Here is a 22,942-nt window from a genome sequence, read left to right on the forward strand (position 1 = left end):
CAACACGACATGCAATCACTGAATTAGCAGCCGATGAAGCAGAGTGCTAGCATCTCTCGCTTTCTGACTACACACCTTGATTCGCAGCGTCATGTTGCTTCGCTTGTGGCACGCATTCGGCTTGACCAGGAACCGCGCATTGCCTGCGGCCAGACTCACCGCCGCCGCAGCTTTCGCCATGGTTTTGATGGCGCTGGGAGCTTGCGGGAAGCCACTTCCAGACCTGCCGAATGATGCGTACGTATGGCAACGGCGTTGGACGCCGGCGGTGCAGGAAGCGCTGGCGGCAAGTGCAGATGCCGTGCGAACCTGGCGCGTGCTGATCGCCGAGATGAGCGCTGGCGGCAGATGGATCGATGCCCGGCCTGACGTGAATGCGCTGGCGGCGTCACAAAAACCGGCGGTGATGGTGTTGCGTTTGGATGGACGCGTCGATGCGCTGAACGTTGACGAAACGTTGGTGCGAATTGCCGCGACAACCCTGGCCTGGCGCGCAGCCGGCGTGCCGCTGGCCGGTGTTGAAATCGATTACGACTGCGCAACATCGAAGCTTGCGGCCTATCGCGGCTTTCTGACGGCGTTGAAAAACCGCCTTGAACCAGGCACGCCGCTATCAATTACCGCCTTGCCAACATGGTTAAACAGCCCCGATCTCGACGCCTTACTGAAGGTGCCCGATGAGTCGGTGTTGCAGGTTCACGCCGTACTGAACCCGACACAAGGCTTGTTTGACGCCAAGCGCGCACAGGCGTGGATCAGCGCTTTTGCCGGCCGCACGCAGCGCCCTTGGCGGATTGCATTGCCAACGTATGGCAGCCGTGTCTCGTGGGATGACGACGGCAACATCATCGCAATCGAAAGCGAACGGCCCACGTTGACCACCGCAACCCGCGCCAGCGAACTCGTCGCCGCGCCCGCTGCCATGGCGGCTTTTGCCGAGCAGATCCGCCAGGATCGGCCCGCGGGATTGGCCGGCATGGTCTGGTTTCGCCTGCCCACCGCACTCGACGAACGCGCATGGAGCCTGGCGACGTGGCGCGCGGTATTGACGCGCCAATCATTGCAAGCGGAGCTTAACGTCTTCGCCCAACGCGCCACAACCGCGGGGACGTTTGACCTGGTGTTGTCCAACACCGGCAATGCCGATGCCACGCTTCCCTTCACTATCCGTTGGGACGGCGTTTGCCGCGCCGCCGACGGCATCAATGGTTACACGCTTGAGCAAGACAACGCCGGCTGGTATCTGCGTCGTGCGCATGACGGCCTGCTGCGCGCCGGCAGCCTGCGCAATATCGGCTGGATACGCTGCGACACGCCACCCACCACTTTCCATGCAAAACCGTAAAACCATCGCTCGAATTGCCCTGTTGACCTGCGCCATCGGCGCTGGAATCGTCGTTGCCTGCGGGCCGGACTTTCCGGCGCAGTTGCTGGACGACCGCGCGGGCACGCTACGCAGCACGCCTGCCAATTCGTTCAGTTATGAGGCATCGCGCTTGGTGGTGCCGGCTGACGCGATACGCGCTCAGGAATTACGAACGCTGCCTGGCGGCAACGATAGGCAGGACGCCATTCCCGAAGACTTCGATCCCGCGCTGAGCCCCGCGCAGCGCGCCACCGTGCGCGCGATGCGGCAATTGCCGGACGGCGATCAGGCTTATGCGGCGGGCGCCACGCTGCCAGAGGCCGTGCGTTTATATACCGCTGCCGCCGTCGATATCCTTGCTGCCGCGAACGACGAGACCGACGTGGCCGTATCCCGCGCCAGAGCACGCCTGCACGCGATTCTTGCGCTGCCGGGCAACGAAGGCGCTGCGCGCAGCGTCTGGGCTACCTACATGCTGGCCGAGCTGGAAAATGGCGCATCAGCCGCAATGCCCGTCGACGCCACGCCTCCGGGGCCGGCTTCTGCCGCTTCTGCCGCTGCTGCCGCTGCTGCCGCTTATGCCCGCGTCCGCCAATTGGCGCGAGACGGCGCGCCTGACCCGTGGGGACTCGCCATCGCCAGCTTTGGCCAAGAGGCACGCGGCTTGCTGAGGGGCTCGCAAGGAGGCTGCACGTACGAGGATTTCCAGTCAGCCACCTCGTGCGCGGACGCCATTCCTGCCACAGCGTTGAAGCATGCTATCCAGCTGTATGCCGAGCAGGCCGCGCGGGGCTCCAGCAGCGGGCAGGCATCACTGCGCCTGATTGCGAGCTGGGCGTTGAACGCGCCTGCCCGTGCCGTCCGGCTGATCGACGACCCGGTCTCGCAACGCTTGCTGGTGGCCTATGCGCTGGCGCGGGTGGGCGACATCGTCGACGGCAATCCCGACAGCGCCTATGACATTTTCGCCACGTATGAAGTGAACGGCCAACGGGGTTATGCAGATGCGGCCGCGTTGGCAGGCAGGGGAAATGTGACGCCCAACCCGGCGTTGCAGGTCCTTGCCACCGCGCTGGCCAAGCAGGATGTGAGCAGGATTCAGAACGCGGATCGCGTGGCCGCGTTAGCGTATCGGGTCGGTCGCTATGACCTGGCGCAACCGCTAGCCGAGCGTCTGGACACCCCGCTAGCTTGGTGGATTCGCGCCAAACTGGCGATCCGTCGGGGAGACATGGCCGCCGCGGCGCAAGCCTACGCACGCGCCGCAAGCAGCTTTCCGAACGCCGACGAGCACAGCATCGACGCCCCCGGCATCGCCCGGCTAACGGCCGAGCGTGGCGTGTTGGCGCTGTCGCGCGGCCAGTACGTCGAAGCGCTGGACTTGCTGCTGCACGCCAACGATCCGTCTGCTGCCGACTTGCCAGAAGGGGGTTGGCTCCAGTCGCCCTATTGGAACGACGCGGCGTATGTGGCCGAGCGCGTGCTGACGGTAGATGAGCTCAAGCATTACGTGGATCAGCACGTGCCCGCATCCGCCATGCCGGCCACCCCGCCGGGCTTTCTGCAATTCGACTACCAGCGCTTCTACGAGTGGGCGGTGAAGCACCCCATTCCCGATGGCGACCGCCTGCGCCTGCTGCTCGCGCGCCGTCTGATGCGAGAAGGCCGCATGGACCAGGCGCTGGCTTACTTTCCCTCGGACGCGGATGCCCGCTTCGCGGATCTCACCGATGATGCGGCCGGTGTCTGGCGCGTTAGGCCTTCCAGCCGCCACCAAAAGGTCGAGGAGTACATTGCAGCCCTTCACAAAGCGGGCAACGCATGGGGCCGGACAGCACGGGCCGAAGCCTGGTTTACCGCCGCGCGCCTCGCGCGCCGCAATGGCTTGGAGATCATGGGTTACGAACAGGACCCCGATTTCGCGGTGTATGACGGCAACTACACCTACGGCGCGGGCCGCAGCCCCGAACCCTGGCGCCAGTCGGCCGGGGCCGACGCCAGTCAGACGCCGGATACACCCGCCCAACGCGCCGAGGCGGCCTTGCCGGGTCCGCTGGTCACGCCCGAAGAACGGCAACGATTCGCCGCCAGCGAAGCGCGCCCCTATGCCCGCTTTCACTATCGCCAGATCGCGGCCGACCACGCGCTGCAAGCGGCCGGGCAATTGCCAAACCGCTCCCAAGCTTTCGCTGCCGTGCTTTGCCAAGGGGCGCGCTACATCATCGACGACTCGCCCGACCGCGCCTCGGCAATCTATCTGCGGTATGTGAATCAAGGCGCCCAGGTGCCGTTCAGCGGCACGTTCGGCCGCGAGTGCGCCGAGCCTGATTTCCGGGCGGCCGCGTGGTTCCACTACACACAAGCCTGGAAGGCATGGGAACGCTTACGGCGCGATCATGCCGGCTTGCTGCTTGCGGTGGGCCTGTTGGCGATTATTGCGGGCGGGGGATGCGTGTTTGCCTGGCGCATGCCTAAACGCACCCCCAAGCGCACCGCCAAGCCAACACACGAGAAAACGCAGGCCTAGGTCAGCGCCGGCAACGCCACGCGCTGCATGAGTTGCTGCCACGTGCCTGCGACCCGGGCACGCAGGCGCAGGTCCGCCCCCACGCGCGCCGTGTCGATGAATTCGTATCGGCGCGCCGCATCCAGATGTTCGAGCATCGGCAACCGCACCATTCCCGCGGCGTCACCCAGCAGCACCGGCGCCAGATACAGCAGCAGCTCATCCACGCATCCAGAGGCCACCAGCGCGCCGCTCAATCCCGCGCCGGCCTCGACATGCACCTCGTTGAACTGCTCTTTTGCGAACCAGTCCATCATGCCGGGCAAGTCCACGCGGCCTGGCTCCTGGCCAGGCAGGACGACGACTCGGGCATTCTTGTCGGCCAGCCGTACGGCTTTGGCGGCATCTTCACGGGCCGTAAACAGGATGACTTCCGCGCCGTCAAACAGGCGAGCGTCCTCGGGAATCTCGAAGCGGCCATCCACGACCGCTTTGCGCGGTTGGCGCGGCGTGTCCACCCCGCGCACGTTGAGTTGCGGATCGTCTTTCAGGACGGTGCCCATGCCGGTCAGCACCACGCAGCTGCGCGCACGCCAGCGGTGGCCATCCACGCGGGCCTCGGGGCCGGTAATCCATTGAGACATGCCGTTATGCAGGGCGCTGCGGCCATCAAGCGACGCCGCCATCTTCATCCACACCCAGGGCAAGCCGCGGCTCATCCGCGAAATGAAGCCGGCATTGATGGCCAAGGCCTCTTCGGCGCACACACCGGTTGTCACCTCGATGCCGGCGGCGCGCAAACGGGCCAGCCCCTGCCCGTTGACCAACGGATTCGGGTCGCCAATGGCCACGACGACTCGCGCGGGTTTGGCGGCCAGCACCGCATCCACGCACGGCGGCGTGCGGCCAAAATGGCTGCACGGTTCCAGGGTGACGTACATCGTGGCCCCCTGAACCGCTTCCTGGCGGGCCTGAGCGTCCCGCAGGGCGCAGACTTCGGCGTGCGGCCCGCCGGGGGGCTGCGTAGCACCCTCGCCCAGCACGCGCCCATCGCGCACGATGACGCATCCCACACGGGGGTTGGGCGCGGTGGTGTAGAGCACGCTTTCGGCCAGCGCCAGGGCGCGTCGCATCCAGAAGATATCGTCGGGTTCGCTTGGGGTCGTCATGGCAGGAATTGTATGTCCGGGCCTGGATGACGTGGTGCAACCCGGCGCTGCCGGAAGGGGTATGCTCACCGAATGTCCGTTTTGGGCCGCCAGGTGGCTTGGGACGATCTCGCGCGGGCGGGACTTCCGTTTCAGAATAGCGCTACACCTGCTGATATCCCAGGCCCGGAGGCCGAAACATGAAACAAGCACTGATCGTCATCGACGTACAAGATTCCTTCCGGCAACGTCCGTTTTGGGATGAAACCGAGTATCCGGCTTTTGTGGAACAGATCCAGGGGCTGATTGATTCGGCAACGGCCCAAGGCATTCCGGTGCTTCAGGTGTTCCACATCAGCCCATCCACAGACCCCGCCAACCCGTTCTCGCTGGCTTCAGGCCACGTCAAGACGCTTGAAGAAGTGCGCATTGCGCCCGCCGCCGTGTTCCACAAAACGGTGCATTCCTCGCTGTACGCCAAAGACGCCAACGGCGCGACGCTGCATGATTGGCTGCGCGACAACGGCATCGAAGGCATCATCGTCAGCGGCATTCGCACTGAACAGTGCTGCGAAACCACGTCGCGGCACGCCAGCGACGCCGGCTTCAAAGTCGTGTTTCCCACCGACGCCACGCTGACCTTCGCCATGCAAAGCCCGTCAGGCAAGCACTACACGCCCGCCGAAATCCGCGACCACACCGAACTTGTGCTGCAAGGCCGCTTTGCCCGCATCGTGCGCGCCGCCGACGCGCTGGCCGCTTGACCCATCGGAAAGCCGCATGATTCCCGTGTACTTTGTGCTGCCGCGGGGCATCGTTCTGCTGGACCTTGCCGGCCCGGCAGAGGCTTTCCGGGTGGCCAACAAGCTGTGTCCCGGCACGTTCGAGCAACATTTCTGCGGCCCGTCGAAAGAGGTGGAAAGCGGCATTCCCGGGCTGCATCTGGCGCACATTCAGCCGCTGCCTGCCGCCTTGCCGCCACAGGCGCTTGTCATTATTTCCGGCGTGGTGGGTAAACACACCCGGCTGGACGACCCCGACGCCCACGCCATCATCGACTGGCTGGCCCAGCGCCATCCCGCAGACGAGTTCACGCTGATGACGGTCTGCGCGGGCGCGCTATTCGCGGCATCGGCCGGGCTGACGCGGCAACGCGACTGCACCACCCACCATTCCTGCCTGGAACAACTGGCCAGCATCGACCCCAGCGCCCGCGTGCACGACAACCGCATCTTTGTTGAAGATGGCAACCTGGTCAGCAGCGCCGGCATCACGGCCGGCATCGATCTGGCGCTACATATGGTGTCGCGCCATTGCGGGCCGCGCGTCGCCAGTGAGGTCGCGCGCGACATGGTGGTCTATCAGCGCCGCGCAGGCACGGATTCCACGTTGTCGCCCTGGCTCGAGCACCGCAGCCACATGCACCCCGGCGTGCATCGGGTGCAGGACGCCGTGGTGCGCAACCCGGCCGCGCCGTGGTCCGCGCAATCGCTGGCAGACCAGGCGCACACCAGCGCCCGCCACCTGACGCGGCTGTTTCGCGAACACGCCGGCTGCACGCCGATGGATTACCTGTATCAAATCCGCGTGGCGCTGGCGCGCGACCTGCTGCGCGAAACCCGCTTGGACCTGGAGCGCGTGGCGGAAAAATCCGGCTTTGGCTCGGCGCAGCACATGCGCCGCGTTTGGCGCAAATTTCAGCCGCTTACGCCCAGCCTGGCGCGGTCGGCTCCCATGCAATAACGGCGCCACGGCACCCGAGCCAAAACGAATAACGGCGCCTCGGCGCCGTTATGTTCCTGCCAAAGGCCCAGCCGGGGCTTTTATTCCTTGCGCAGCTTGCCCGGCAACAAAGGTCCCTGCATTTCGCGGATGGCTTCAACGAATTCGCCGATGTCCTCAAAGCTCTTGTAGACGGACGCAAAACGCACGTACGCCACCTTGTCGAGCTTGCGCAGTTCGTTCATGACGAGTTCGCCGATCTGTTCTGAGGGCACCTCGCGCAGCCCGCTTGCCAGCAACTGTTCTTCGATGCGCGCCACGGCGGCATCCACGTCTTCCGTGCTGACGGGGCGCTTGCGCAACGCCAAGCTCAAGCTGGCGCGGAGTTTCGTCGGGTCGTAGTCGCTGCGGCTGCCATTGCGCTTGACGATGGAAGGCATGGCAAGTTCCACCCGTTCATACGTGGTGAATCGCTTGTCGCAGGATAGGCAGCGGCGACGGCGGCGGATGGCGTCGCCCTCTTCCGAGACCCGGCTGTCGACAACCTGCGTTTCGGCATTGCCGCAAAATGGACACCGCATGTGTGTTCCCTAAAGGCACGGATTGCAAAAAACAAGCATATTGTAACGATGCGCCGCTCGGGAAGCGCCAATACGGGCTAATTCGTCCCCAATATCCAGGACGGAATCGGTGGAGGATAGCCGCTGCCGCCACGAAAGCAAAGGGACGGCGCCTGACGGGGCCGTCCCTTTGGTCTGGCCCTGGCGGGGGATATCCCGCCGGGCCGATATCAAAACCGCTTACTTCGCGCCGTAAACCGGCAGGCGCGACGTCAGTTCATTAACGCGAGCGCGCACGGCGGCGATGTTGGCTTCGTCGCGCGGGTTGTCCAGCACGTCGGCGATCAGGTTGGCGGTGAGTTCAGCGTCGGCTTCCGTGAAACCACGCGTGGTCATGGCCGGCGTGCCCAGACGGATGCCGCTGGTCACGAAGGGCTTTTCCGGATCGTTCGGGATGGCGTTCTTGTTGACCGTGATGTGGGCCTGGCCCAGCACGGCTTCCGCTTCCTTGCCCGTGATGCCCTTGGCACGCAGGTCAACCAGCATGACGTGGCTTTCGGTACGGCCGGAAACGATGCGCAGGCCACGCTTGACCAGCGTGTCGGCCAGCACCTTGGCGTTCTTGACCACTTGTTGCGCGTAGTCCTTGAAGCTGGGTTCCAGCGCTTCCTTGAACGCCACGGCCTTGCCGGCGATGACGTGCATCAGCGGGCCGCCTTGAATGCCGGGGAAGATCGCCGAGTTGATGATCTTCTCGTGCTCGGCCTTCATCATGATGACGCCGCCGCGCGGGCCGCGCAGCGACTTGTGCGTGGTCGACGTGACGAAGTCAGCGTGCGGGACCGGGTTGGGGTAGGCGCCGCCAGCAACCAGCCCGGCGTAGTGGGCGATGTCGACCATGAACAGCGCGCCGTTTTCACGGGCGATACGGGCCATGCGTTCGAAATCAATGTGCAGGGCGTAGGCCGATGCACCTGCCACGATCAGCTTGGGCTTGTGTTCTTTGGCCAGCTGTTCGACTTGCGCGTAGTTCAGGACTTCGTTTTCGTCCAGGCCGTACGAGATGAAGTTGTACAGCTTGCCCGAAGCGTTGACCGACGCGCCGTGCGTCAGGTGGCCGCCTTCAGCCAGGCTCATGCCCAGCACGGTGTCGCCCGGCTTCAGCACGGCCATGTACACGCCTTGGTTGGCCTGCGAACCCGAGTTCGGCTGCACGTTGGCGGCTTCAGCACCGAAGATCTGCTTCAGGCGGTCAATGGCCAGTTGCTCGACCATGTCCACGTACTCGCAACCACCGTAATAGCGCTTGCCCGGGTAGCCTTCGGCGTACTTGTTCGTGAGCTGCGTGCCCTGGGCTTCCATGACGGCCGGGCTGGCGTAGTTCTCCGAAGCGATCAGCTCGATGTGCTGCTCTTGGCGAACGTCTTCCTTCTGGATGGCGGCCCAAACGTCCGGGTCAGCCTTGGACAAGGTGAGGTTGCGGTCAAACATGACGGGGGATTCCTGAGGCGGTAAGAGAGGAGAAAGCAGTGTCGGGGGTAAACCCGAAGAATTCTTGTAGTTTACCCCGTCAAGCGGAATCAATTGCCGCCAAAATGCGCCGAAGGCGAGCAAAATACGGCGGACGGGCGCGAAAACCACGCCATCGCGCGGCGCCCGAAAACCGCTCTCAACCCGACTTGAGAAACTTTCATGCAAAGCGCCACACTCATAACCTACTCGCTAGTAGCAGCCGCCAGCGTCATCAGCCCAGGCCCCGCCACCATGCTCGCCATTCGCAACGGCGCGGCAGGCGGCGTGCGCGCCGTGGTGCCCTCCACGCTGGGCAATGTGACCGGGCTATTCCTGCTGTCGGCCGCGGCCATGCTGGGGCTGGGGGTGGTGCTGCAATCGTCCGCCATGCTGTTCATGGCGTTGAAGGTGGCGGGCGCCGCTTACCTGATCTATGTGGGCCTGCGGCATCTGCTGGGCCGCGCCCACATTGCGCCGCCAGAAGCCTTGGCCGCCAACCTGCCGCCACGCCGCGCGGGCGTCCTGTACCTGGAGGCCACTTTCGTCGCCGCCATGAACCCCAAACCCATCCTGTTCTTCACGGCCTTGTTCCCCCAGTTCCTGAACGCGCAAGAGCCGCTGCTTCCGCAGTTCTTCGTTCTGACCGGCATCTTCATGGCGATGTCTCTGGTGTCGCTCTTGACCTATGGCGCCTTGGCCCGGCGCGCCCGCAACGCGCTGCGGCGTCCCCGCATCGTCGTGTGGCTCAACCGCCTGGTCGGCTCGATCTTCGTCGCCTTCGGCATAGCGCTGCTGCGTCTGAAGCGATCCACCGTTTGAGGCCGGCGAAAGCCGGGAATAAAAAAAGGCCGCAACGATTGCGGCCTTTTTGATTTGGCGTAGCGGATTACGCCGATGTCGCCCCGATCTGCTTGGGAGCAAGTTTCGGGTTGAGGGTATAGGTGCCCGTGACCGAAGCGTGCGCCAGCACGTGCTTTTGCATGGCGCGCAACGCGTCTTCGCCAGTGAAAGAGCCGTTCAGATTCAGGCTGGGCACATCCAGCGCGTACAGCGTGAAGATGTAGCGGTGCACGATGGAATCGTTCCAGGGCGGGCACGGGCCGTCGTAGCCGAAGTAGTCGCCGCTCATGTCGTGGTCATTGGCGAACCATGACGAATACGAGTTGATGCCCTGGCGCGCATCCATCGGCGCCAGCGGGCCGCCTTTGCCACGCGGCGTGATGCCGTTGGAAAAGGCGCCTTCGTCAATCTCGCGAAGGTCGGCGGGCAGATCGACCAGCACCCAGTGGAAGAAATCCACACGAGGCAAGTCGGCCGGCACTTCGCGGCCTTCCTGGTTGACATCATCGGGGCGCGACGGCACGTCGGGGTCATGGCAGATCAACGCGAACGACTGCGTCCCCGCCGGGACATCGTCCCAGGAAAACTGCGGGTTGTTGTTGTCTGCCAGCGCGACGTGCGATTGCGCATCGATCTTGCCGAACGCGTAGCGTTCCGAAATCGACTCGTGATCGGAAAAAGACAAACTCGAAAGTTTCATGTCGTGCTCCTTGAAGTGCCGAGAAAGGCGTCCCTGCCTCTGTCTGTACCCTCAGCGTATCAAAACTTCGCAATTATGGGTTCAAGTTAACACGCGCAAACTTGCGCTTGCCCACCTGTACGACGTAAGTCCCAGCGGGCAATTGCAACGATTTATCTTCAACCCGGTCGCCGTTGACGCGCACGCCACCCTGCTCCACATTGCGTTGCGCTTCCGAGCCAGAGGCAACCAGACCCGCTTCGCGCAGCAGCTTCAGGATGCCCACCGGTGCACCGCCGATGTTCACTTCGGGCATGTCTTCCGGAATGGCGCCATCGCGGAAACGGGCCTCGAAGGAAGCCAGCGCCTCGTCGGCGGCCTTGGCGGAATGGAAGCGAGTGATGATTTCCTGAGCCAGCATGACTTTCGCATCACGCGGGTTGCGTCCGCCATCCGTCTCTTGCTTGAGAGCGGCGATGTCTTCCAGCGAACGGAACGACAGCAGCTCGAAGTAGCGCCACATCAACGTGTCGGAAATCGACATGAGCTTGCCGAACATCGAATCGGGCGACTCCGAAATGCCGATGTAGTTGCCCTTGGACTTGGACATTTTCTCGACCCCGTCCGTACCCACCAGCAGCGGCATCGTCAAGATGCACTGGGGCTCCTGGCCATACTCCTTCTGCAGCTCGCGCCCAACCAGCAGGTTGAACTTCTGATCGGTGCCCCCCAGCTCCAGATCGGACTTCAGCGCCACCGAGTCATAGCCCTGCATCAGCGGATACAGGAATTCATGCACCGAAATCGGGATGCCGCCCTTGAAGCGCTTGGTGAAGTCCTCGCGTTCCATCATGCGAGCCACCGTATAGCGCGAGGCCAGCTGGATCATGCCGCGGGCGCCCAGCGGATCACACCATTCAGAGTTGTAACGGATCTCGGTACGGGCCGGGTCCAGCACGAGGCTGGCCTGCGCGTAATAGGTCTTGGCGTTCGACTCGATCTGCTCGCGCGTGAGCGGCGGGCGGGTGCTGTTGCGGCCGCTGGGGTCGCCAATGGTCGACGTGAAATCGCCAATCAGGAAGATGACGTTGTGGCCCAAGTCCTGCAGCTGGCGCATCTTGTTCAGCACCACGGTGTGGCCCAGGTGGATGTCCGGCGCGGTGGGGTCCAGCCCCAGCTTGATGCGCAGCGGCACGCCAGTGGCGCGGCTCTTGGCCAGCTTGCGGGCGAATTCGGACTCAACCAGCAGTTCATCGCAGCCGCGCTTGGCTATACGCAGATCGGCTTCAACTTCAGGAGTGATAGGGGCTTCAGAGGGAGACATGGCAGGGGGACCAAAGCGGCTTCAGCCGACAAAAAGGTGTAAAAAGTGACGAAAACTATCGAAAATTCTAGCCGAATCAGCTAGGATACCGCCCAATCATACGCAAATGCCATATATACGCAGTTGCGGTTCGGCCTACCACCCGTTGTTCACAAGATGCGCCCCGCGCCAGCCCTTGCCCCGGATTTCGTGGCGCGCGGGGGCCGTTCGTGTCACGCACCCTGCGAGCTCAAGCCACCTGAGAGGGTATCTTCACGATGAATCGTGGCCTCCACGAACTGGCGAGTAGCATCAAGCGCAAAGTTGCTGCCCTGTTTGCGCCCGTTGAGCCCAAGCCCCATCGCTCGGGACTTTTCCGTCGCACTCTTCTCGTCTCCGCTATTGGTCTGTTTGCTGGCGCCGCCGCCTTGGGCATGGTGCAGCAACCCGACCGTACCGAACTCCCCCCGTCCCGCATCATCCAGAGCGTTCTGCCCCTGACTGCCGAGCAAGTCGAAGTCAGCACGCCCAGCGCCGCGCCGTACATCAGCGAAACCCGCATCCGCGCGGGCGACACGCTGGCCGCCGTGCTGCAGCGCCTGGAGCTGGACGCCCCCAATTTGCAGACCTTCCTGACGCACGACGCCAGCGCCCGCAGCATTTACAAGCTGTACCCGGGCCGCTCGGTGCAAGCCGCCACGGACGAACAGGGCAACCTGATCTGGCTGCGTTACATCCACACCCCTGGCAATGAAACCGACGGCCAGGTCGTGACGCGCATGCTGCACGTGGCCCCTGCCGGCGACAGCTACAAGGCCGAGGAAGTCACCGAAAGCACCGAACGCCAGACTCGCGTCGCCGTGGGCACGATCAAGTCGTCGCTCTTCGGCGCGACGGACTCCGCTGGCATTCCGGACTCGGTCACCATGCAGATGGCCGACATCCTCAGCGCCAAGATCGACTTCCTGCGCGATCTGCGTCAGGGCGACCAATTCCGCGTGGTGTACGAAGTGCGTTCGCACGACGGCCGCTACGCCGGCGCCGGCCGCGTGCTGGCCCTGGAATTCATCAACGGCGGCAAGACCTACAGCGCCGTCTGGTTCAGCCCCGACGAAAAGAGCGGTTCGTACTACGACTTCGACGGCACCAGCCTGCGCGGCGCGTTCCTGCGCACCGCCCTGAAGTTCAGCCGTATCAGCTCGACGTTCGGCATGCGCATGCACCCCATCCACAAGACCTGGACGGGCCACAAGGGCGTGGACTACGCCGCGCCTTCGGGCACGCCGATCCATTCCACTGCGGATGGCACGGTTGAATTCTCGGGCTGGCAGAACGGCTACGGCAACGTCGTAATCGTGAAGCACCATGGCAAGTACTCGACGCTGTACGCGCACCAAAGCCGTATCGCCGAAGGCATCACCAAGGGCTCCAAGATCTCGCAAGGCCAACTGCTGGGCTACGTCGGTTCCACCGGCTGGGCCACCGGGCCGCACTTGCACTATGAGTTCCGCGTCGACAATCAGCCGATCGACCCGCTGTCGGTGGACCTGCCGGTCGCCCGCGCCCTGGAACCTGCGGAAGTCCGCGCGTTCAACCAGGCCGTGGCGCCGTATAAGCAGCAGATCCAACTGCTGACCGAATTCCAGCAGACCCTGCCCGACGCACTGACCAACGTGGCCAGCCGCTAACCGGCCCCATCAGTTATCGTCCCAAAAAGGCGGCCCGCGCATTTCTGCCGGCCGCCTTTCTTCTTTTTGAGGCCGCCTGTGAACGCTACGCAAACCACCACGCACGGGAACGCAACGCTCTACATTGGCCTGATGTCCGGCACGAGCGTGGACGGCGTGGACGGCGTGCTCGTGCGCCTTGACGCCGATCAGCCGCCGCAGGTGCTGGCCAGCGCCAGCTTGCCCATGCCCGAGAACCTGCGCCGCGAGTTGCTGGCCTTGAACGTGTCAGGCGACGACGAGCTCGCGCGCGCCGCGTTGGCCGCCAATGCGCTGGCCCGGCTGTACGCTGATGCCGTCGCCACCCTGCTTCGGGAGGCGGGCGTTCAGGCCAGCGACGTGAAGGCAATCGGTGCGCACGGCCAAACGGTTCGTCACCGTCCGGACAGCGGCTACACCGTTCAACTGAATGCGCCCGCGCTGCTGGCGGAGCTAAGCGGCATCGACGTAATCGCGGACTTCCGCAGCCGCGATGTGGCGGCCGGTGGCCAGGGCGCGCCGCTGGTGCCGCCCTTCCACGCGGCGATCTTCGGCGCGCAACATGGCCGCGCCGTGCTGAACCTGGGCGGCATCGCCAATGTGACCTTGCTGTCGCCGGCCCAGCCCGTGCGCGGCTTTGACACAGGCCCGGCCAACGTTTTCCTGGACGGCTGGTGCCAACGTCACCTAGGCCAGCCTTATGACGCCAATGGCCGCTGGGCCGCCACCGGCAAGGTGTTGGCGCCACTGCTTGAGCAACTGATCGCCAGCGAGCCGTGGTTCGCCCTGCCTCCGCCCAAGTCCACCGGGCGCGATCTGTTCAACATGCAATGGCTGGATGACCGGCTGCGTGCATTTGACGGCCCCAAGCCAGCCCCTCAGGACGTGCAGGCAACGCTGCAACGGCTCACCGCCAGAACGGTCGCCAACGCCATCGACGCAGCCGCTGCGGCCACGCAGGAGGTGTTTGTGTGTGGCGGTGGCGCCCGCAATGCCGGACTCATGCGCGAACTGGCCTATTGCCTGCAACGCCCTGTGCAGCCCACCGATGCACTGGGCGTGCCCGCCCAACAAGTTGAGGCACTGGCCTTCGCATGGCTCGCGCAAGCGTTCGTTGAACGCCGGCCCGCGGGGTTGCCTGCGGTCACAGGCGCGCGCGGGGCTCGCATCCTGGGTGCGCTGTATCCGGCGTGAAGTCGCCGGCTTGAAGTGGCCGACTTGCAGCGGCCGGCTTGCAGTGGCCGGTTTGCAGTGGCCGGTTTGCAGTGGCCGGCGCCTTGCGTCCGGTCAGCACCAAACAAAAAGCCCTTCGGCATGCCGAAGGGCTTTTGTTTTCCTGCTCAGGGTGATTACACCGAGAACGAGGAACCGCAGCCGCAGGTGGTGCTGGCGTTGGGATTGCGGATGACGAACTGCGCGCCTTCCAGGTCTTCCTTGTAGTCGATTTCGGCACCGACCAGATATTGGAAGCTCATGGGGTCAACCAGCAGTTGGACACCCGCCTTGTCCAGCACGGTGTCGTCTTCGTTGACGACTTCGTCAAACGTGAAGCCGTACTGGAAGCCCGAACAGCCGCCACCTTGGACAAACACGCGCAGCTTCAGATCAGGGTTGCCTTCTTCGGCCAACAAGTCCTTCACTTTGGCGGCAGCCGAGTCGGTAAATACCAAGGGCACAGGCGGGGCGGCCTGGAGATCGACGGTTTCGGTTACTGCATTCATGGTTCACTCCTGGCCGGATCGGCCATATTTCGGTGAGCGGCAACGGCGCTCGCATAGCGCCACTATAGCGCAGGGCTTGACTAGACTCAAAGTTCCAGTTTCACGCTGCGGGATGCTCGGACGGTTTCCCCCTCGAGCACGCTGACGGTGACGCTTTCGGGGACAAATCCCTCAGGCACTGCCAGGATGCCCTGGCTGCGCTGATATTGGTCGAATTGCAGGGCCAACGACGCGGCCGACGTGGATTCTCCGGTAGCGGTCACCGGGCCCACTTCCGCCTTGACCTGCATGGGCGCCAAATCGACCGTTACGGTTTCGCCCTTGAGTACGCCCGTCGCCTGGAAACGCAAGGCGCCCGCAAACGGCGTGCCGCCATTGCGGCCGCTGCGCATCAGCAGCACCTTGTATCGCAGCCCGCCGCCTTCGCGGTCGATCTGCACCCCACGGATATCGACAGAGCCTTCCGGCCCGGCGGGCAGCAGCTGTTCATAGAAAGCCAGTTGGTCGCGCACACGGCCGACCTCGGCCTGCGCCGCACGCAACTGGGTTTCGAGTTCCTCGCGGGCGGCGCGCTCGATGACGAGCTCGCCATCCGCGGTGTCCAACTGGCCTTGGGTGTACCGCAACTGCGTGGCTTGCTGGCGCATGGCATCCGCCTGCGCCTCGGCTTGCTGCGTACTGATCACCACGGCGTCCTGCGGGCGGGCTTGTCGCATGGCATGGAAATAGCCCGCCGAACCGCCTAGCAACACGCCAACGAGCAAACCCGCGATCACACGCAGCCACCCGCCTGCGGGGCGGGGTTGCGAGGGAACGGGAGCGTCAGTTGGCATAAAGCGCGCAGGGCGAGCGGCGCGCAGCCCCTCGCCCTTACGAGGCATTAGGGCAGAATCGCCACCTGATCCAGACCTGTCGATTCGGCAATGCCGAACATCAGGTTCATGTTCTGGACGGCTTGGCCGGCCGCACCCTTGACCAGGTTGTCTTGCACGACCATGACGATCAGTTGATCACCATTGCCCGGACGGCTGAGCGCAATACGCAGATTGTTCGACGCACGCACCGAACGCGTTTCAGGCAGGCTGCCGGCAGGCATCACGTCAACGAAGGGCTCGTCGGCATAACGCTGTTCGAACAGGGCTTGAAAGTCGGTGTCGCGCGCTTCCGGCAGGATGCGCGCGTAAATCGTAGAGAACATGCCACGGATCATCGGCACCAGATGCGGCACGAACGTCAGGCCAACCTTGCCGCCCGAGATCTTTTCCAGCTGCGCCACGATTTCAGGATGATGGCGGTGACCCGACACGCCATAGGCCTTGAAGTTGTCGGATGCTTCCGAGAACAGCGAGCTCACTTCCGCCTTGCGGCCAGCGCCCGACACGCCCGACTTGCAGTCGGCGATCAGCGTTTGCGCATCGACCAGCGACTTGCCGCCTTCCAGCAGCGGGGCCAAGCCCAGCAGCACCGTGGTGGGATAGCAGCCGGGGTTGCCGATGACACGCGCCTTAGCAATGGCTTCACGGTTCAGTTCCACCAAGCCGTACTGGGACTCCGCAAGGATGTCCGGGCAAGTGTGGGGGATCTTGTACCAGCGTTCAAAGGTGGGGATGTCTTGCAGGCGGAAATCAGCGGCCAGGTCGATGACACGGGTGCCCGCGTTGATCAGTTCCTGGGCTTGCGCCATCGCCACACCGTGGGGCGTGGCGAAGAACACCACGTCGCAATCCGTCAGGGTGGCCTTTTCCGGTGCGGAAAATGCCAGCTTCACGCGGCCACGCAGGTTCGGATACATATCAGCAACCGGCAGCCCGTCTTCCTTGCGGGACGTGATGGCGGTCAATTCCACATTGGGATGCTGCGACAGCAAGCGCAGCAGCTCGACGCCGGTATAACCGGTGCCGCCGACGATACCAACCTTGATACGGGTGTTCGATGCTTGGGCCATGATGATGTGCTCTTCGTAGAACGAGGCTAGATTGTATCGCTCGAAAAAGGGGTCATGCGGCACCGTGCCAAATTTGGTGCACTAACCCCGTTGTCCGACCTGACGAGGGCGCGCAGAGTTCCGCGCAAGGCGTCCCGAGCGATAGCGCGCGAGACGCCCAAAAACAAAAAACCCGCCGAAGCGGGTTTTTTGCAGCAACATTAACGCTTGCTGAACTGCTTGCGACGACGTGCCTTGCGGAAGCCGACCTTCTTACGTTCGACTTCACGGGCATCGCGGGTCACAAAGCCAGCTTGCGACAGTGCGGGCTTCAGGGTCGCGTCGTAGTCGATCAGGGCACGCGTGATGCCGTGACGGACTGCGCCGGCCTGGCCGGTTTCACCGCCGCCGTGGACGTTGACTTTGATGTCAAACGATTCCAGGTGGCCGGTCAATTCCAGCGGCTGACGCACGATCATGCGACCAGTTTCGCGGGCGAAGAAATCGTCGACGGGCTTGCCGTTGACAACGATCTTACCCGTGCCCTTCTTGATGAAAACGCGAGCCACCGAAGTTTTGCGACGGCCGGTTCCGTAATTCCAGTTACCGATCATGGCGTTTCCTTAGATATCCAGCGTCTTGGGCTGCTGGGCGGTGTGCGGGTGCTCGGCACCAGCATAGACCTTCAGCTTCTTGATCATGGCGTAGCCCAGAGGACCCTTGGGCAGCATGCCCTTGACGGCCTTCTGAATGGCGCGACCGGGAAAACGCTCTTGCATTTTCTCGAAGTTCGTTTCGCGGATACCGCCCGGGTACGTGGTGTGGCGGAAGTACTTCTTGTCCTTCGCCTTGGTACCGGTAACGACGATATCGGAAGCGTTGATGATGACGATGTAATCGCCAGTATCAACGTGCGGCGTGAATTCAGGTTTGTGCTTGCCACGCAGACGACGTGCGACTTCGCTGGCCACACGACCGAGGACTTTGCCCTTGGCGTCGATCACAAACCAGTCACGTTGGACTTCATGCGGCTTGGCCACAAAGGTCTTCATGATGGTTCCTAAGAATAAAAAGTTCTTGCTGGCCAGAACATCTAACCAGTGTTCTTTCCCCAACTGGGCAAAAACCTGATGAACCGCAACCCAAGGGTTCGGTTCGGGGGTTTTACCTTTATCGACGTCCCGCCTAAGCGTTATTACCCGCCCGTGCAATGGTCAAAATGAGGGAAAGCCTGAAATTCTAACACGGTTGCTCAAAAAATGGGCAAGCGGAAAGACGTCAGGCGGTGGCTGGCCGCAAGCCATGTTGCAGCCAGCGCACATGCAATTCGGGGACAAAACCCCGAGGCAAGGGCGCGATCAGGCGCCCAGATAGGCTTCCAGCACGCGGGGGTGGCCCAGCAGTTCGCGGCCCGTGCCCGTCAGCGCCATGGCGCCGTTTTCCAGCACATAGCCGCTTTGCGCGATCTTCAGCGCCTGGCGCACGTTCTGCTCCACCAGGAAAAGCGTCAGGCCGTCGGCGTTGATGGCGCGCAGGGAACGGAAAATTTCCTGCACGACGATCGGGGCCAGACCCATCGACGGCTCATCCAGCAGCAGCAGGCGCGGCTTGGCCATCAAGGCCCGGCCGATGGCCAGCATCTGCTGTTCGCCGCCCGACAGGTTGCCGGCGATACCCGTGATCCGCTCTTTCAGGCGCGGGAACAGGTTGAACACGTATTCCAGATCGGAACCCACGTTCTTCAAGCCACGGCGATAAGCGCCGAGTTCCAGGTTTTCCAGCACCGTCATCGTGGTGAGGATGGCCCGGCCTTCCGGCACCTGCACGATGCCCCGCGCCACCAACTGGTGGGGCGCCAAGTTCGTGATGTCTTCGCCTTCGAACAGGATGCGGCCGCGCGCCTTGGGCAACAGGCCCGACAGCGCCAGCAGCGTGGTCGATTTGCCGGCGCCGTTGGCGCCAACGAGGGCGGTGATTTCTTTGGCGTTCAGGTCCAGGTCGATGCCGCGGACGGCTTCGATATGGCCGTAGTTGACCTCGAGTCCGCGGACTTCCAACATCGCGCTCATCGTGCAGCCTCCGCGCAATGCGCTACGGTATTCGTCTTGGGAGCGGCCCGGCGACTCATCGTGCAGCCTCCGCTTGTTCGGTGTCTTCGTCGTCTTCGCGGCCCAGATAGGCCTCGATGACCTGCTCGTTGTTGCGGATCTCGTCAGGACCGCCGCAAGCGATGATCTTGCCGAAGTTCAGCACCGCGATGCGTTCGCACAAGCCCATGACGAAGCGCATGTCGTGCTCGATCATCAGGATGGTGTAGCCGCGATCACGGATGGCCAGGATTTCGCGCATGAGTTCGGCGCGTTCGCCGGTGTTCATGCCTGCGACCGGCTCGTCCAGCAGCAACAGCTTGGGCTCGGTGGCCAGCGCACGCGCCAGCTCCAGGCGGCGCTGTTCGCCGTAAGACAGGTTGTCGGCCAAGTCGTTGGCCTTGTGGTCCAGACGCATCCACGTCAGCAATTCGTGCGCGCGTTCGCGGGCGCGCTTTTCGTGCTCGCGGTAACCCGGCAGACCTAGCAGCAGGCTGGGGAAACCGTAGTTCATGTGGCGATACGCGCCCACCACCACGTTTTCCAGCAACGTCATCTCTTTGAAGAGACGGATGTTCTGGAACGTGCGGGCGATGCCCATGCGCGTGATGCTGTGCGGCTTCTTGGCCAGCACGCTTTGGCCGTTGAACGTGATGGTGCCGCCGCTGGGCGGCAACAGGCCGGTGATCAGGTTGAACACCGTGGTCTTGCCGGCGCCGTTGGGGCCGATGAGACCGAAGATCGAGCCTTCTGGCACGGACAGGCTGACGTCATGCAGCACATGCAGGCCGCCAAAGCTCTTGGAGACGGATGAAAGTTCAAGCATGGCGCTTGCCTCCCTGGCCGCCTTGGCCTTGACGCATCCAGCGCTTGAAGCGCGCCGGGTCCCAGATGCCTTGCGGCAGGAACAACACAATCACCACCAAAATCACTCCGTTGGCGACCAGGCGCAAATCCGCAAATCCGCGCAGCAGTTCGGGCAACACCGTAATGATGAAGCTGCCCAGCACGGGGCCCGCCAGGCCGCCGATACCGCCCAGGATGGCCATGGTCAGGATTTCAACGCCACGGTCGAAACCGTATTCATTGGGACCGATGAAGAAGGTCAGGTGCGCGTTCAACGCGCCCGCCAGACCCGCAATCATCGCGCCGGCGACGAAGGCCAGCATCTTGTTGGCGCGCACGTCGATGCCCATCAGGCCAGCCGCCGTTTCGTCGCCACGGATGGCGTCGAACGAGCGTCCGATCTTGGAGGCGCGAACGCGCCACAACACGAACAGCACGATGACGACCGCCAGCACCACATGCCACCACTGCGTCAGTTGCGGAATGCCGTTCAAGCCCAGTGCGCCGCCGGTGATCGATTCGGTGTTCAGGATGGTCACGCGCACCACTTCGCCGAAGCCCAGCGTGGCCATGGCCAGATAGACCCCGGACAATCGCAAAGTCGGCAAGCCGATCAGCGCCGCCACCAGCGCGGGCGCAGCCATGCCCCCGGCAAGCGCGACCGTGAACGGGGCGTCGTAGTTCATGGTGAGCAGCGCGGCGGCGTACGCCCCGATGCCCATGAAGGCGGCGTTGGCCATGGCCAACATGCCGCAGGCCAGGGTCAGCCAGATGGAGAGGGCCAGCAAGGCGTTGGTGCCCAGCGTGAGCACCAGGTTGCCGTAGATGGCCCAGAAGTTTTCGAATCCGCTCATTCTTTAAGCCTTGCGTTGAACCACTTTGCCGAACAGACCTTGCGGGCGCACCAGCAGGATCAGGAACAGCAGGCCGAAAGCCACCGCGTCGCGCATGGTGGAGCCGATGTAAGCCACCGACAGCACCTCGGCGAAGCCCAGGAAGAGACCGCCCAGCATGGCGCCACGGATGTCGCCCATGCCCCCCAGGATGATGACCGCGATGCCCTTGTGCAGCATCGGCTGGCCCATCAGCGGGAACAGCGCATTCGAGTACAGCCCGATCAGCACGCCCGCCACACCACCCAGCGCAGCGGCGGCGAACGAGGTCGTGACGAACAGCTTCTCGACGTTGATGCCCAGCAGCCAGGCGGCCTTGGGCGATTCGGCGATGGCGCGCAGCGCGCGGCCAAATTGGGTGCGGCGCATGACGTACATCAGCACGGCCATCAGCGCGAACGACAGGAAGATGATGCCCAGTTCGATCACGGTGAGGTGCAGGCCGGCGACTTCAATGACTTCCTCGGGCACGGTGCCGTGCGGAAAGCGCAGGTTGCTGGCGCCGAAAATGCTTTGGGCGCCGTTATTCAGGATGATGCCCACGCCAATCGTGGCGATCATGGGAATCAAGTGGGGCGCGTTGCGCTTGCGCAGCGGCTTGAGCACCAGGTAGTCGATGATGACGCCGGTGAAGCCAGCCACAAAGAACGCGACCATCAGCGCCGCCCACAGGGGCAGGCCGAATTGCTGAACGACGAACAGTGCCGCGTAGGCGCCAACCATGAAGACGGCGCCGTGCGCCAGGTTGATCACCCCGAGCACGCCGAAGATCAGCGTGAAGCCCAGCGCGAACAGTGCATACACACAGCCCAGCGACAAGGCATTGACGAATTGTTGTTCGAACATGATGGGACTTTCCAAATCAAAAGCGCCTTGCGAACGGCGGCGGCGCCGTCCGCAAGGCGCATCCCCCCGCGCGGGGATGTGTACTGCTTACTTCTCGATGACGTACTTGCCGTCCTTGGTCACGCTGACGATCGGCGCCTGGTCGGCGTCGTAGCCGGCGGGCTTGCCAGCGCGGTCGTTGGCTTGACGGAACTTGAACGGGCCGGTGGCGCCAGTCCAGGTTACGGACGGCAGGGCATCGCGCAGGGCTGCGCGGTCCTTGGGCAGATCGCCGGAGATCTTGGTGTTCTTCAGCGCCTGGGCCACGATGTACATGGCGTCATACGACTGAGCGGCGAACTGGTCGGGCGAACCGTTGAACTTGGCCTTGTAGGCGTCGATGAACTTGACGTTCTCGGGGGCCTTGTTCTCGATCGACCACGGGCTGCCGATCCACAGATTGTTCGATGCGCCGCCAGGGGCCAGGTCGAAAATCTTGACCGAGTTCATGCCGTTGCCGCCGATGACCGGCACGTTCAGGCCCAGTTGGCGGGCCTGCACCATGATCGGGGCGCCTTCGGCCAGCAGTGCGGACAGCACGATGGCGTCGGGGTTGGTGCCCTTGATCTTGGTCAGCTGAGCCTTGAAGTCCACGTCGCCCTTGGCGAACGTTTCGGTCGTGGTGACCGGGATCTTCTGGTCTTCCAGGGCCTTCTTGAAGTTGTCGTAGCCGCTCTTGGTGAAGACGTCGTCGTTACCGTAGAGCACCGCCACGTTCTTCAGGCCGGTCTTGGCCTTGACGGTGGAGATGGTGGCCGGCAGCACGTCGGCTTCGGTGACCGAGTTGCGGAACACGTAGTTGCCGATGGACGTGATGCCGTCGGCGGTGTTGGACGTGCCAAAGGCGACCGTCTTGGCGGCTTGGGCGATCGGGTCGGCGGCTTGGGCCGAGTTCGACAGCGTCGGGCCGAAGACCATCAGGACGTTGTCCTTGAAGATCAGTTTCTTGAAGACGTTGATGGCTTCTTCTTTCTTGCCTTGTTCGTCCTCGACCACCAGCACGAGCTTGTTGCCGTTGATACCGCCCGCAGCGTTGATTTCGTCAGCGGCAAGCTGGAAACCATTGCGGATTGACACGCCATATTGAGCGGCGCCGCCGGACAGGGCTTCTGCCACACCCAGCTTGATGTCAGCCGCGTGCGCAGCCGGGACGATACCGGCGGCGATCAGCGCGGCCAGCAGCTTCTTGGTCTTGGATTGCATGGTTGATACCACCCTAAAGTCTGTCTCGGAATATTGGTAAT

The 22,942-nt window shown here is 63.4% G+C and carries 22 protein-coding genes; 7 read left to right on the plus strand and 15 right to left on the minus strand.

The features are described from left to right. The first annotated feature begins 301 nt into the window (after nt 1-301). Nucleotides 302-1,345 carry a DUF3142 domain-containing protein gene (locus tag HV765_RS28020; RefSeq protein WP_254600750.1) on the plus strand — a complete coding sequence of 348 codons (1,044 nt, stop codon included), beginning with the start codon at nt 302-304 and terminating at the stop codon, nt 1,343-1,345. Then, complete coding sequence (locus tag HV765_RS28025; RefSeq protein WP_175171652.1) at nt 1,332-3,893, plus strand: hypothetical protein; 2,562 nt, start codon at nt 1,332-1,334, stop codon at nt 3,891-3,893. The genes HV765_RS28020 and HV765_RS28025 overlap by 14 nt, the downstream gene beginning before the upstream one ends. Here HV765_RS28025 and ribD read toward each other — a convergent pair. Further along, the gene (gene ribD / locus HV765_RS28030) at nt 3,890-5,041 is read right to left on the minus strand and encodes a bifunctional diaminohydroxyphosphoribosylaminopyrimidine deaminase/5-amino-6-(5-phosphoribosylamino)uracil reductase RibD (RefSeq protein WP_420840187.1); all 1,152 of its coding nucleotides are present in this window, start codon (nt 5,039-5,041) and stop codon (nt 3,890-3,892) included. The two genes, HV765_RS28025 and ribD, sit on opposite strands and share 4 nt — an antisense overlap. Before the next feature lie 179 nt (nt 5,042-5,220). On the opposite strand from ribD, the gene HV765_RS28035 reads away from it, so the two are divergent. Continuing rightward, nucleotides 5,221-5,784: an isochorismatase family protein gene (locus HV765_RS28035; protein WP_175171653.1), complete on the plus strand. Its 564-nt coding sequence runs from the start codon at nt 5,221-5,223 to the stop codon at nt 5,782-5,784. 16 nt (nt 5,785-5,800) lie between these two features. Beyond that, nucleotides 5,801-6,763 carry a GlxA family transcriptional regulator gene (locus HV765_RS28040; protein ID WP_054427291.1) on the plus strand — a complete coding sequence of 321 codons (963 nt, stop codon included), beginning with the start codon at nt 5,801-5,803 and terminating at the stop codon, nt 6,761-6,763. Between the two features lie 80 nt (nt 6,764-6,843). Here HV765_RS28040 and nrdR read toward each other — a convergent pair whose 3' ends face one another. Both nrdR and glyA read right to left on the minus strand, forming a co-directional pair. Then, on the minus strand, nt 6,844-7,323 hold the full coding sequence (gene nrdR, locus HV765_RS28045; protein ID WP_054427290.1) for a transcriptional regulator NrdR: 480 nt from the start codon (nt 7,321-7,323) through the stop codon (nt 6,844-6,846). Nucleotides 7,324-7,542: 219 nt separating this feature from the next. Continuing rightward, nucleotides 7,543-8,793: a serine hydroxymethyltransferase gene (gene glyA / locus HV765_RS28050; RefSeq protein ID WP_054427289.1), complete on the minus strand. Its 1,251-nt coding sequence runs from the start codon at nt 8,791-8,793 to the stop codon at nt 7,543-7,545. A 201-nt stretch (nt 8,794-8,994) separates the two neighbouring features. Here glyA and HV765_RS28055 point away from each other — a divergent pair, with 201 nt between their 5' ends. Further along, nucleotides 8,995-9,633: a LysE family translocator gene (locus HV765_RS28055; protein ID WP_054427288.1), complete on the plus strand. Its 639-nt coding sequence runs from the start codon at nt 8,995-8,997 to the stop codon at nt 9,631-9,633. A gap of 67 nt (nt 9,634-9,700) precedes the next feature. Here the strand turns inward: HV765_RS28055 and HV765_RS28060 are convergent, their stop codons facing one another. Next, nucleotides 9,701-10,354 carry a YbhB/YbcL family Raf kinase inhibitor-like protein gene (locus HV765_RS28060; protein WP_054427287.1) on the minus strand — a complete coding sequence of 218 codons (654 nt, stop codon included), beginning with the start codon at nt 10,352-10,354 and terminating at the stop codon, nt 9,701-9,703. Nucleotides 10,355-10,427: 73 nt separating this feature from the next. Beyond that, nucleotides 10,428-11,657, minus strand: coding sequence for a tyrosine--tRNA ligase (gene tyrS, locus HV765_RS28065; protein WP_054427286.1), 1,230 nt, complete (start codon nt 11,655-11,657; stop codon nt 10,428-10,430). A gap of 257 nt (nt 11,658-11,914) precedes the next feature. Here tyrS and HV765_RS28070 point away from each other — a divergent pair, with 257 nt between their 5' ends. Next, on the plus strand, nt 11,915-13,324 hold the full coding sequence (locus tag HV765_RS28070) for a M23 family metallopeptidase (protein ID WP_054427285.1): 1,410 nt from the start codon (nt 11,915-11,917) through the stop codon (nt 13,322-13,324). Nucleotides 13,325-13,402: 78 nt separating this feature from the next. Continuing rightward, a complete protein-coding gene (locus HV765_RS28075; protein ID WP_054427284.1) occupies nt 13,403-14,536 on the plus strand; it encodes an anhydro-N-acetylmuramic acid kinase in 1,134 nt (377 codons plus the stop codon). 155 nt (nt 14,537-14,691) lie between these two features. Here HV765_RS28075 and erpA read toward each other — a convergent pair whose 3' ends face one another. The 10 genes from erpA to HV765_RS28125 form a co-directional block, all read right to left on the minus strand. Next, a complete protein-coding gene (gene erpA / locus HV765_RS28080) occupies nt 14,692-15,063 on the minus strand; it encodes an iron-sulfur cluster insertion protein ErpA (RefSeq protein WP_006217313.1) in 372 nt (123 codons plus the stop codon). 86 nt (nt 15,064-15,149) lie between these two features. Beyond that, nucleotides 15,150-15,896 carry a DUF6776 family protein gene (locus HV765_RS28085; RefSeq protein WP_054427283.1) on the minus strand — a complete coding sequence of 249 codons (747 nt, stop codon included), beginning with the start codon at nt 15,894-15,896 and terminating at the stop codon, nt 15,150-15,152. Between the two features lie 47 nt (nt 15,897-15,943). Next, nucleotides 15,944-17,008: an N-acetyl-gamma-glutamyl-phosphate reductase gene (argC, locus tag HV765_RS28090; RefSeq protein ID WP_054427373.1), complete on the minus strand. Its 1,065-nt coding sequence runs from the start codon at nt 17,006-17,008 to the stop codon at nt 15,944-15,946. Between the two features lie 200 nt (nt 17,009-17,208). After that, on the minus strand, nt 17,209-17,601 hold the full coding sequence (gene rpsI, locus HV765_RS28095; RefSeq protein ID WP_006217310.1) for a 30S ribosomal protein S9: 393 nt from the start codon (nt 17,599-17,601) through the stop codon (nt 17,209-17,211). Nucleotides 17,602-17,610: 9 nt separating this feature from the next. Continuing rightward, on the minus strand, nt 17,611-18,039 hold the full coding sequence (rplM, locus tag HV765_RS28100) for a 50S ribosomal protein L13 (RefSeq protein ID WP_006217309.1): 429 nt from the start codon (nt 18,037-18,039) through the stop codon (nt 17,611-17,613). A gap of 306 nt (nt 18,040-18,345) precedes the next feature. Next, the gene (locus HV765_RS28105) at nt 18,346-19,056 is read right to left on the minus strand and encodes an ABC transporter ATP-binding protein (protein ID WP_054427282.1); all 711 of its coding nucleotides are present in this window, start codon (nt 19,054-19,056) and stop codon (nt 18,346-18,348) included. A gap of 55 nt (nt 19,057-19,111) precedes the next feature. Further along, the gene (locus HV765_RS28110) at nt 19,112-19,900 is read right to left on the minus strand and encodes an ABC transporter ATP-binding protein (RefSeq protein ID WP_054427281.1); all 789 of its coding nucleotides are present in this window, start codon (nt 19,898-19,900) and stop codon (nt 19,112-19,114) included. Beyond that, a complete protein-coding gene (locus HV765_RS28115) occupies nt 19,893-20,774 on the minus strand; it encodes a branched-chain amino acid ABC transporter permease (RefSeq protein ID WP_054427280.1) in 882 nt (293 codons plus the stop codon). Before HV765_RS28115 ends, HV765_RS28110 begins: the two co-directional genes overlap by 8 nt. A 3-nt stretch (nt 20,775-20,777) precedes the next feature. Then, nucleotides 20,778-21,659: a branched-chain amino acid ABC transporter permease gene (locus HV765_RS28120; protein ID WP_046806103.1), complete on the minus strand. Its 882-nt coding sequence runs from the start codon at nt 21,657-21,659 to the stop codon at nt 20,778-20,780. An 87-nt stretch (nt 21,660-21,746) separates the two neighbouring features. After that, nucleotides 21,747-22,901 (minus strand): ABC transporter substrate-binding protein, encoded by a 1,155-nt coding sequence (locus HV765_RS28125; RefSeq protein ID WP_054427279.1) that lies wholly within the window; start codon nt 22,899-22,901, stop codon nt 21,747-21,749. Nucleotides 22,902-22,942: the final 41 nt, after the last annotated feature.

The organism is Achromobacter kerstersii (assembly GCF_902859595.1).
Classification (GTDB): domain Bacteria; phylum Pseudomonadota; class Gammaproteobacteria; order Burkholderiales; family Burkholderiaceae_B; genus Achromobacter; species Achromobacter kerstersii.

Bases quoted from the DNA above. Each gene is read 5' to 3' on its own strand.
- HV765_RS28025 (WP_175171652.1), top strand. From the start codon at position 1,332: ATGCAAAACCGTAAAACCATCGCTCGAATTGCCCTGTTGACCTGCGCC.
- ribD (WP_420840187.1), bottom strand. From the start codon at position 5,041: ATGACGACCCCAAGCGAACCCGACGATATCTTCTGGATGCGACGCGCC.
- HV765_RS28035 (WP_175171653.1), top strand. From the start codon at position 5,221: ATGAAACAAGCACTGATCGTCATCGACGTACAAGATTCCTTCCGGCAA.
- HV765_RS28040 (WP_054427291.1), top strand. From the start codon at position 5,801: ATGATTCCCGTGTACTTTGTGCTGCCGCGGGGCATCGTTCTGCTGGAC.
- nrdR (WP_054427290.1), bottom strand. From the start codon at position 7,323: ATGCGGTGTCCATTTTGCGGCAATGCCGAAACGCAGGTTGTCGACAGC.
- glyA (WP_054427289.1), bottom strand. From the start codon at position 8,793: ATGTTTGACCGCAACCTCACCTTGTCCAAGGCTGACCCGGACGTTTGG.
- HV765_RS28055 (WP_054427288.1), top strand. From the start codon at position 8,995: ATGCAAAGCGCCACACTCATAACCTACTCGCTAGTAGCAGCCGCCAGC.
- HV765_RS28060 (WP_054427287.1), bottom strand. From the start codon at position 10,354: ATGAAACTTTCGAGTTTGTCTTTTTCCGATCACGAGTCGATTTCGGAA.
- tyrS (WP_054427286.1), bottom strand. From the start codon at position 11,657: ATGTCTCCCTCTGAAGCCCCTATCACTCCTGAAGTTGAAGCCGATCTG.
- HV765_RS28070 (WP_054427285.1), top strand. From the start codon at position 11,915: ATGAATCGTGGCCTCCACGAACTGGCGAGTAGCATCAAGCGCAAAGTT.
- erpA (WP_006217313.1), bottom strand. From the start codon at position 15,063: ATGAATGCAGTAACCGAAACCGTCGATCTCCAGGCCGCCCCGCCTGTG.
- HV765_RS28085 (WP_054427283.1), bottom strand. From the start codon at position 15,896: ATGCCAACTGACGCTCCCGTTCCCTCGCAACCCCGCCCCGCAGGCGGG.
- argC (WP_054427373.1), bottom strand. From the start codon at position 17,008: ATGGCCCAAGCATCGAACACCCGTATCAAGGTTGGTATCGTCGGCGGC.
- rpsI (WP_006217310.1), bottom strand. From the start codon at position 17,601: ATGATCGGTAACTGGAATTACGGAACCGGCCGTCGCAAAACTTCGGTG.
- rplM (WP_006217309.1), bottom strand. From the start codon at position 18,039: ATGAAGACCTTTGTGGCCAAGCCGCATGAAGTCCAACGTGACTGGTTT.
- HV765_RS28105 (WP_054427282.1), bottom strand. From the start codon at position 19,056: ATGAGCGCGATGTTGGAAGTCCGCGGACTCGAGGTCAACTACGGCCAT.
- HV765_RS28110 (WP_054427281.1), bottom strand. From the start codon at position 19,900: ATGCTTGAACTTTCATCCGTCTCCAAGAGCTTTGGCGGCCTGCATGTG.
- HV765_RS28115 (WP_054427280.1), bottom strand. From the start codon at position 20,774: ATGAGCGGATTCGAAAACTTCTGGGCCATCTACGGCAACCTGGTGCTC.
- HV765_RS28120 (WP_046806103.1), bottom strand. From the start codon at position 21,659: ATGTTCGAACAACAATTCGTCAATGCCTTGTCGCTGGGCTGTGTGTAT.
- HV765_RS28125 (WP_054427279.1), bottom strand. From the start codon at position 22,901: ATGCAATCCAAGACCAAGAAGCTGCTGGCCGCGCTGATCGCCGCCGGT.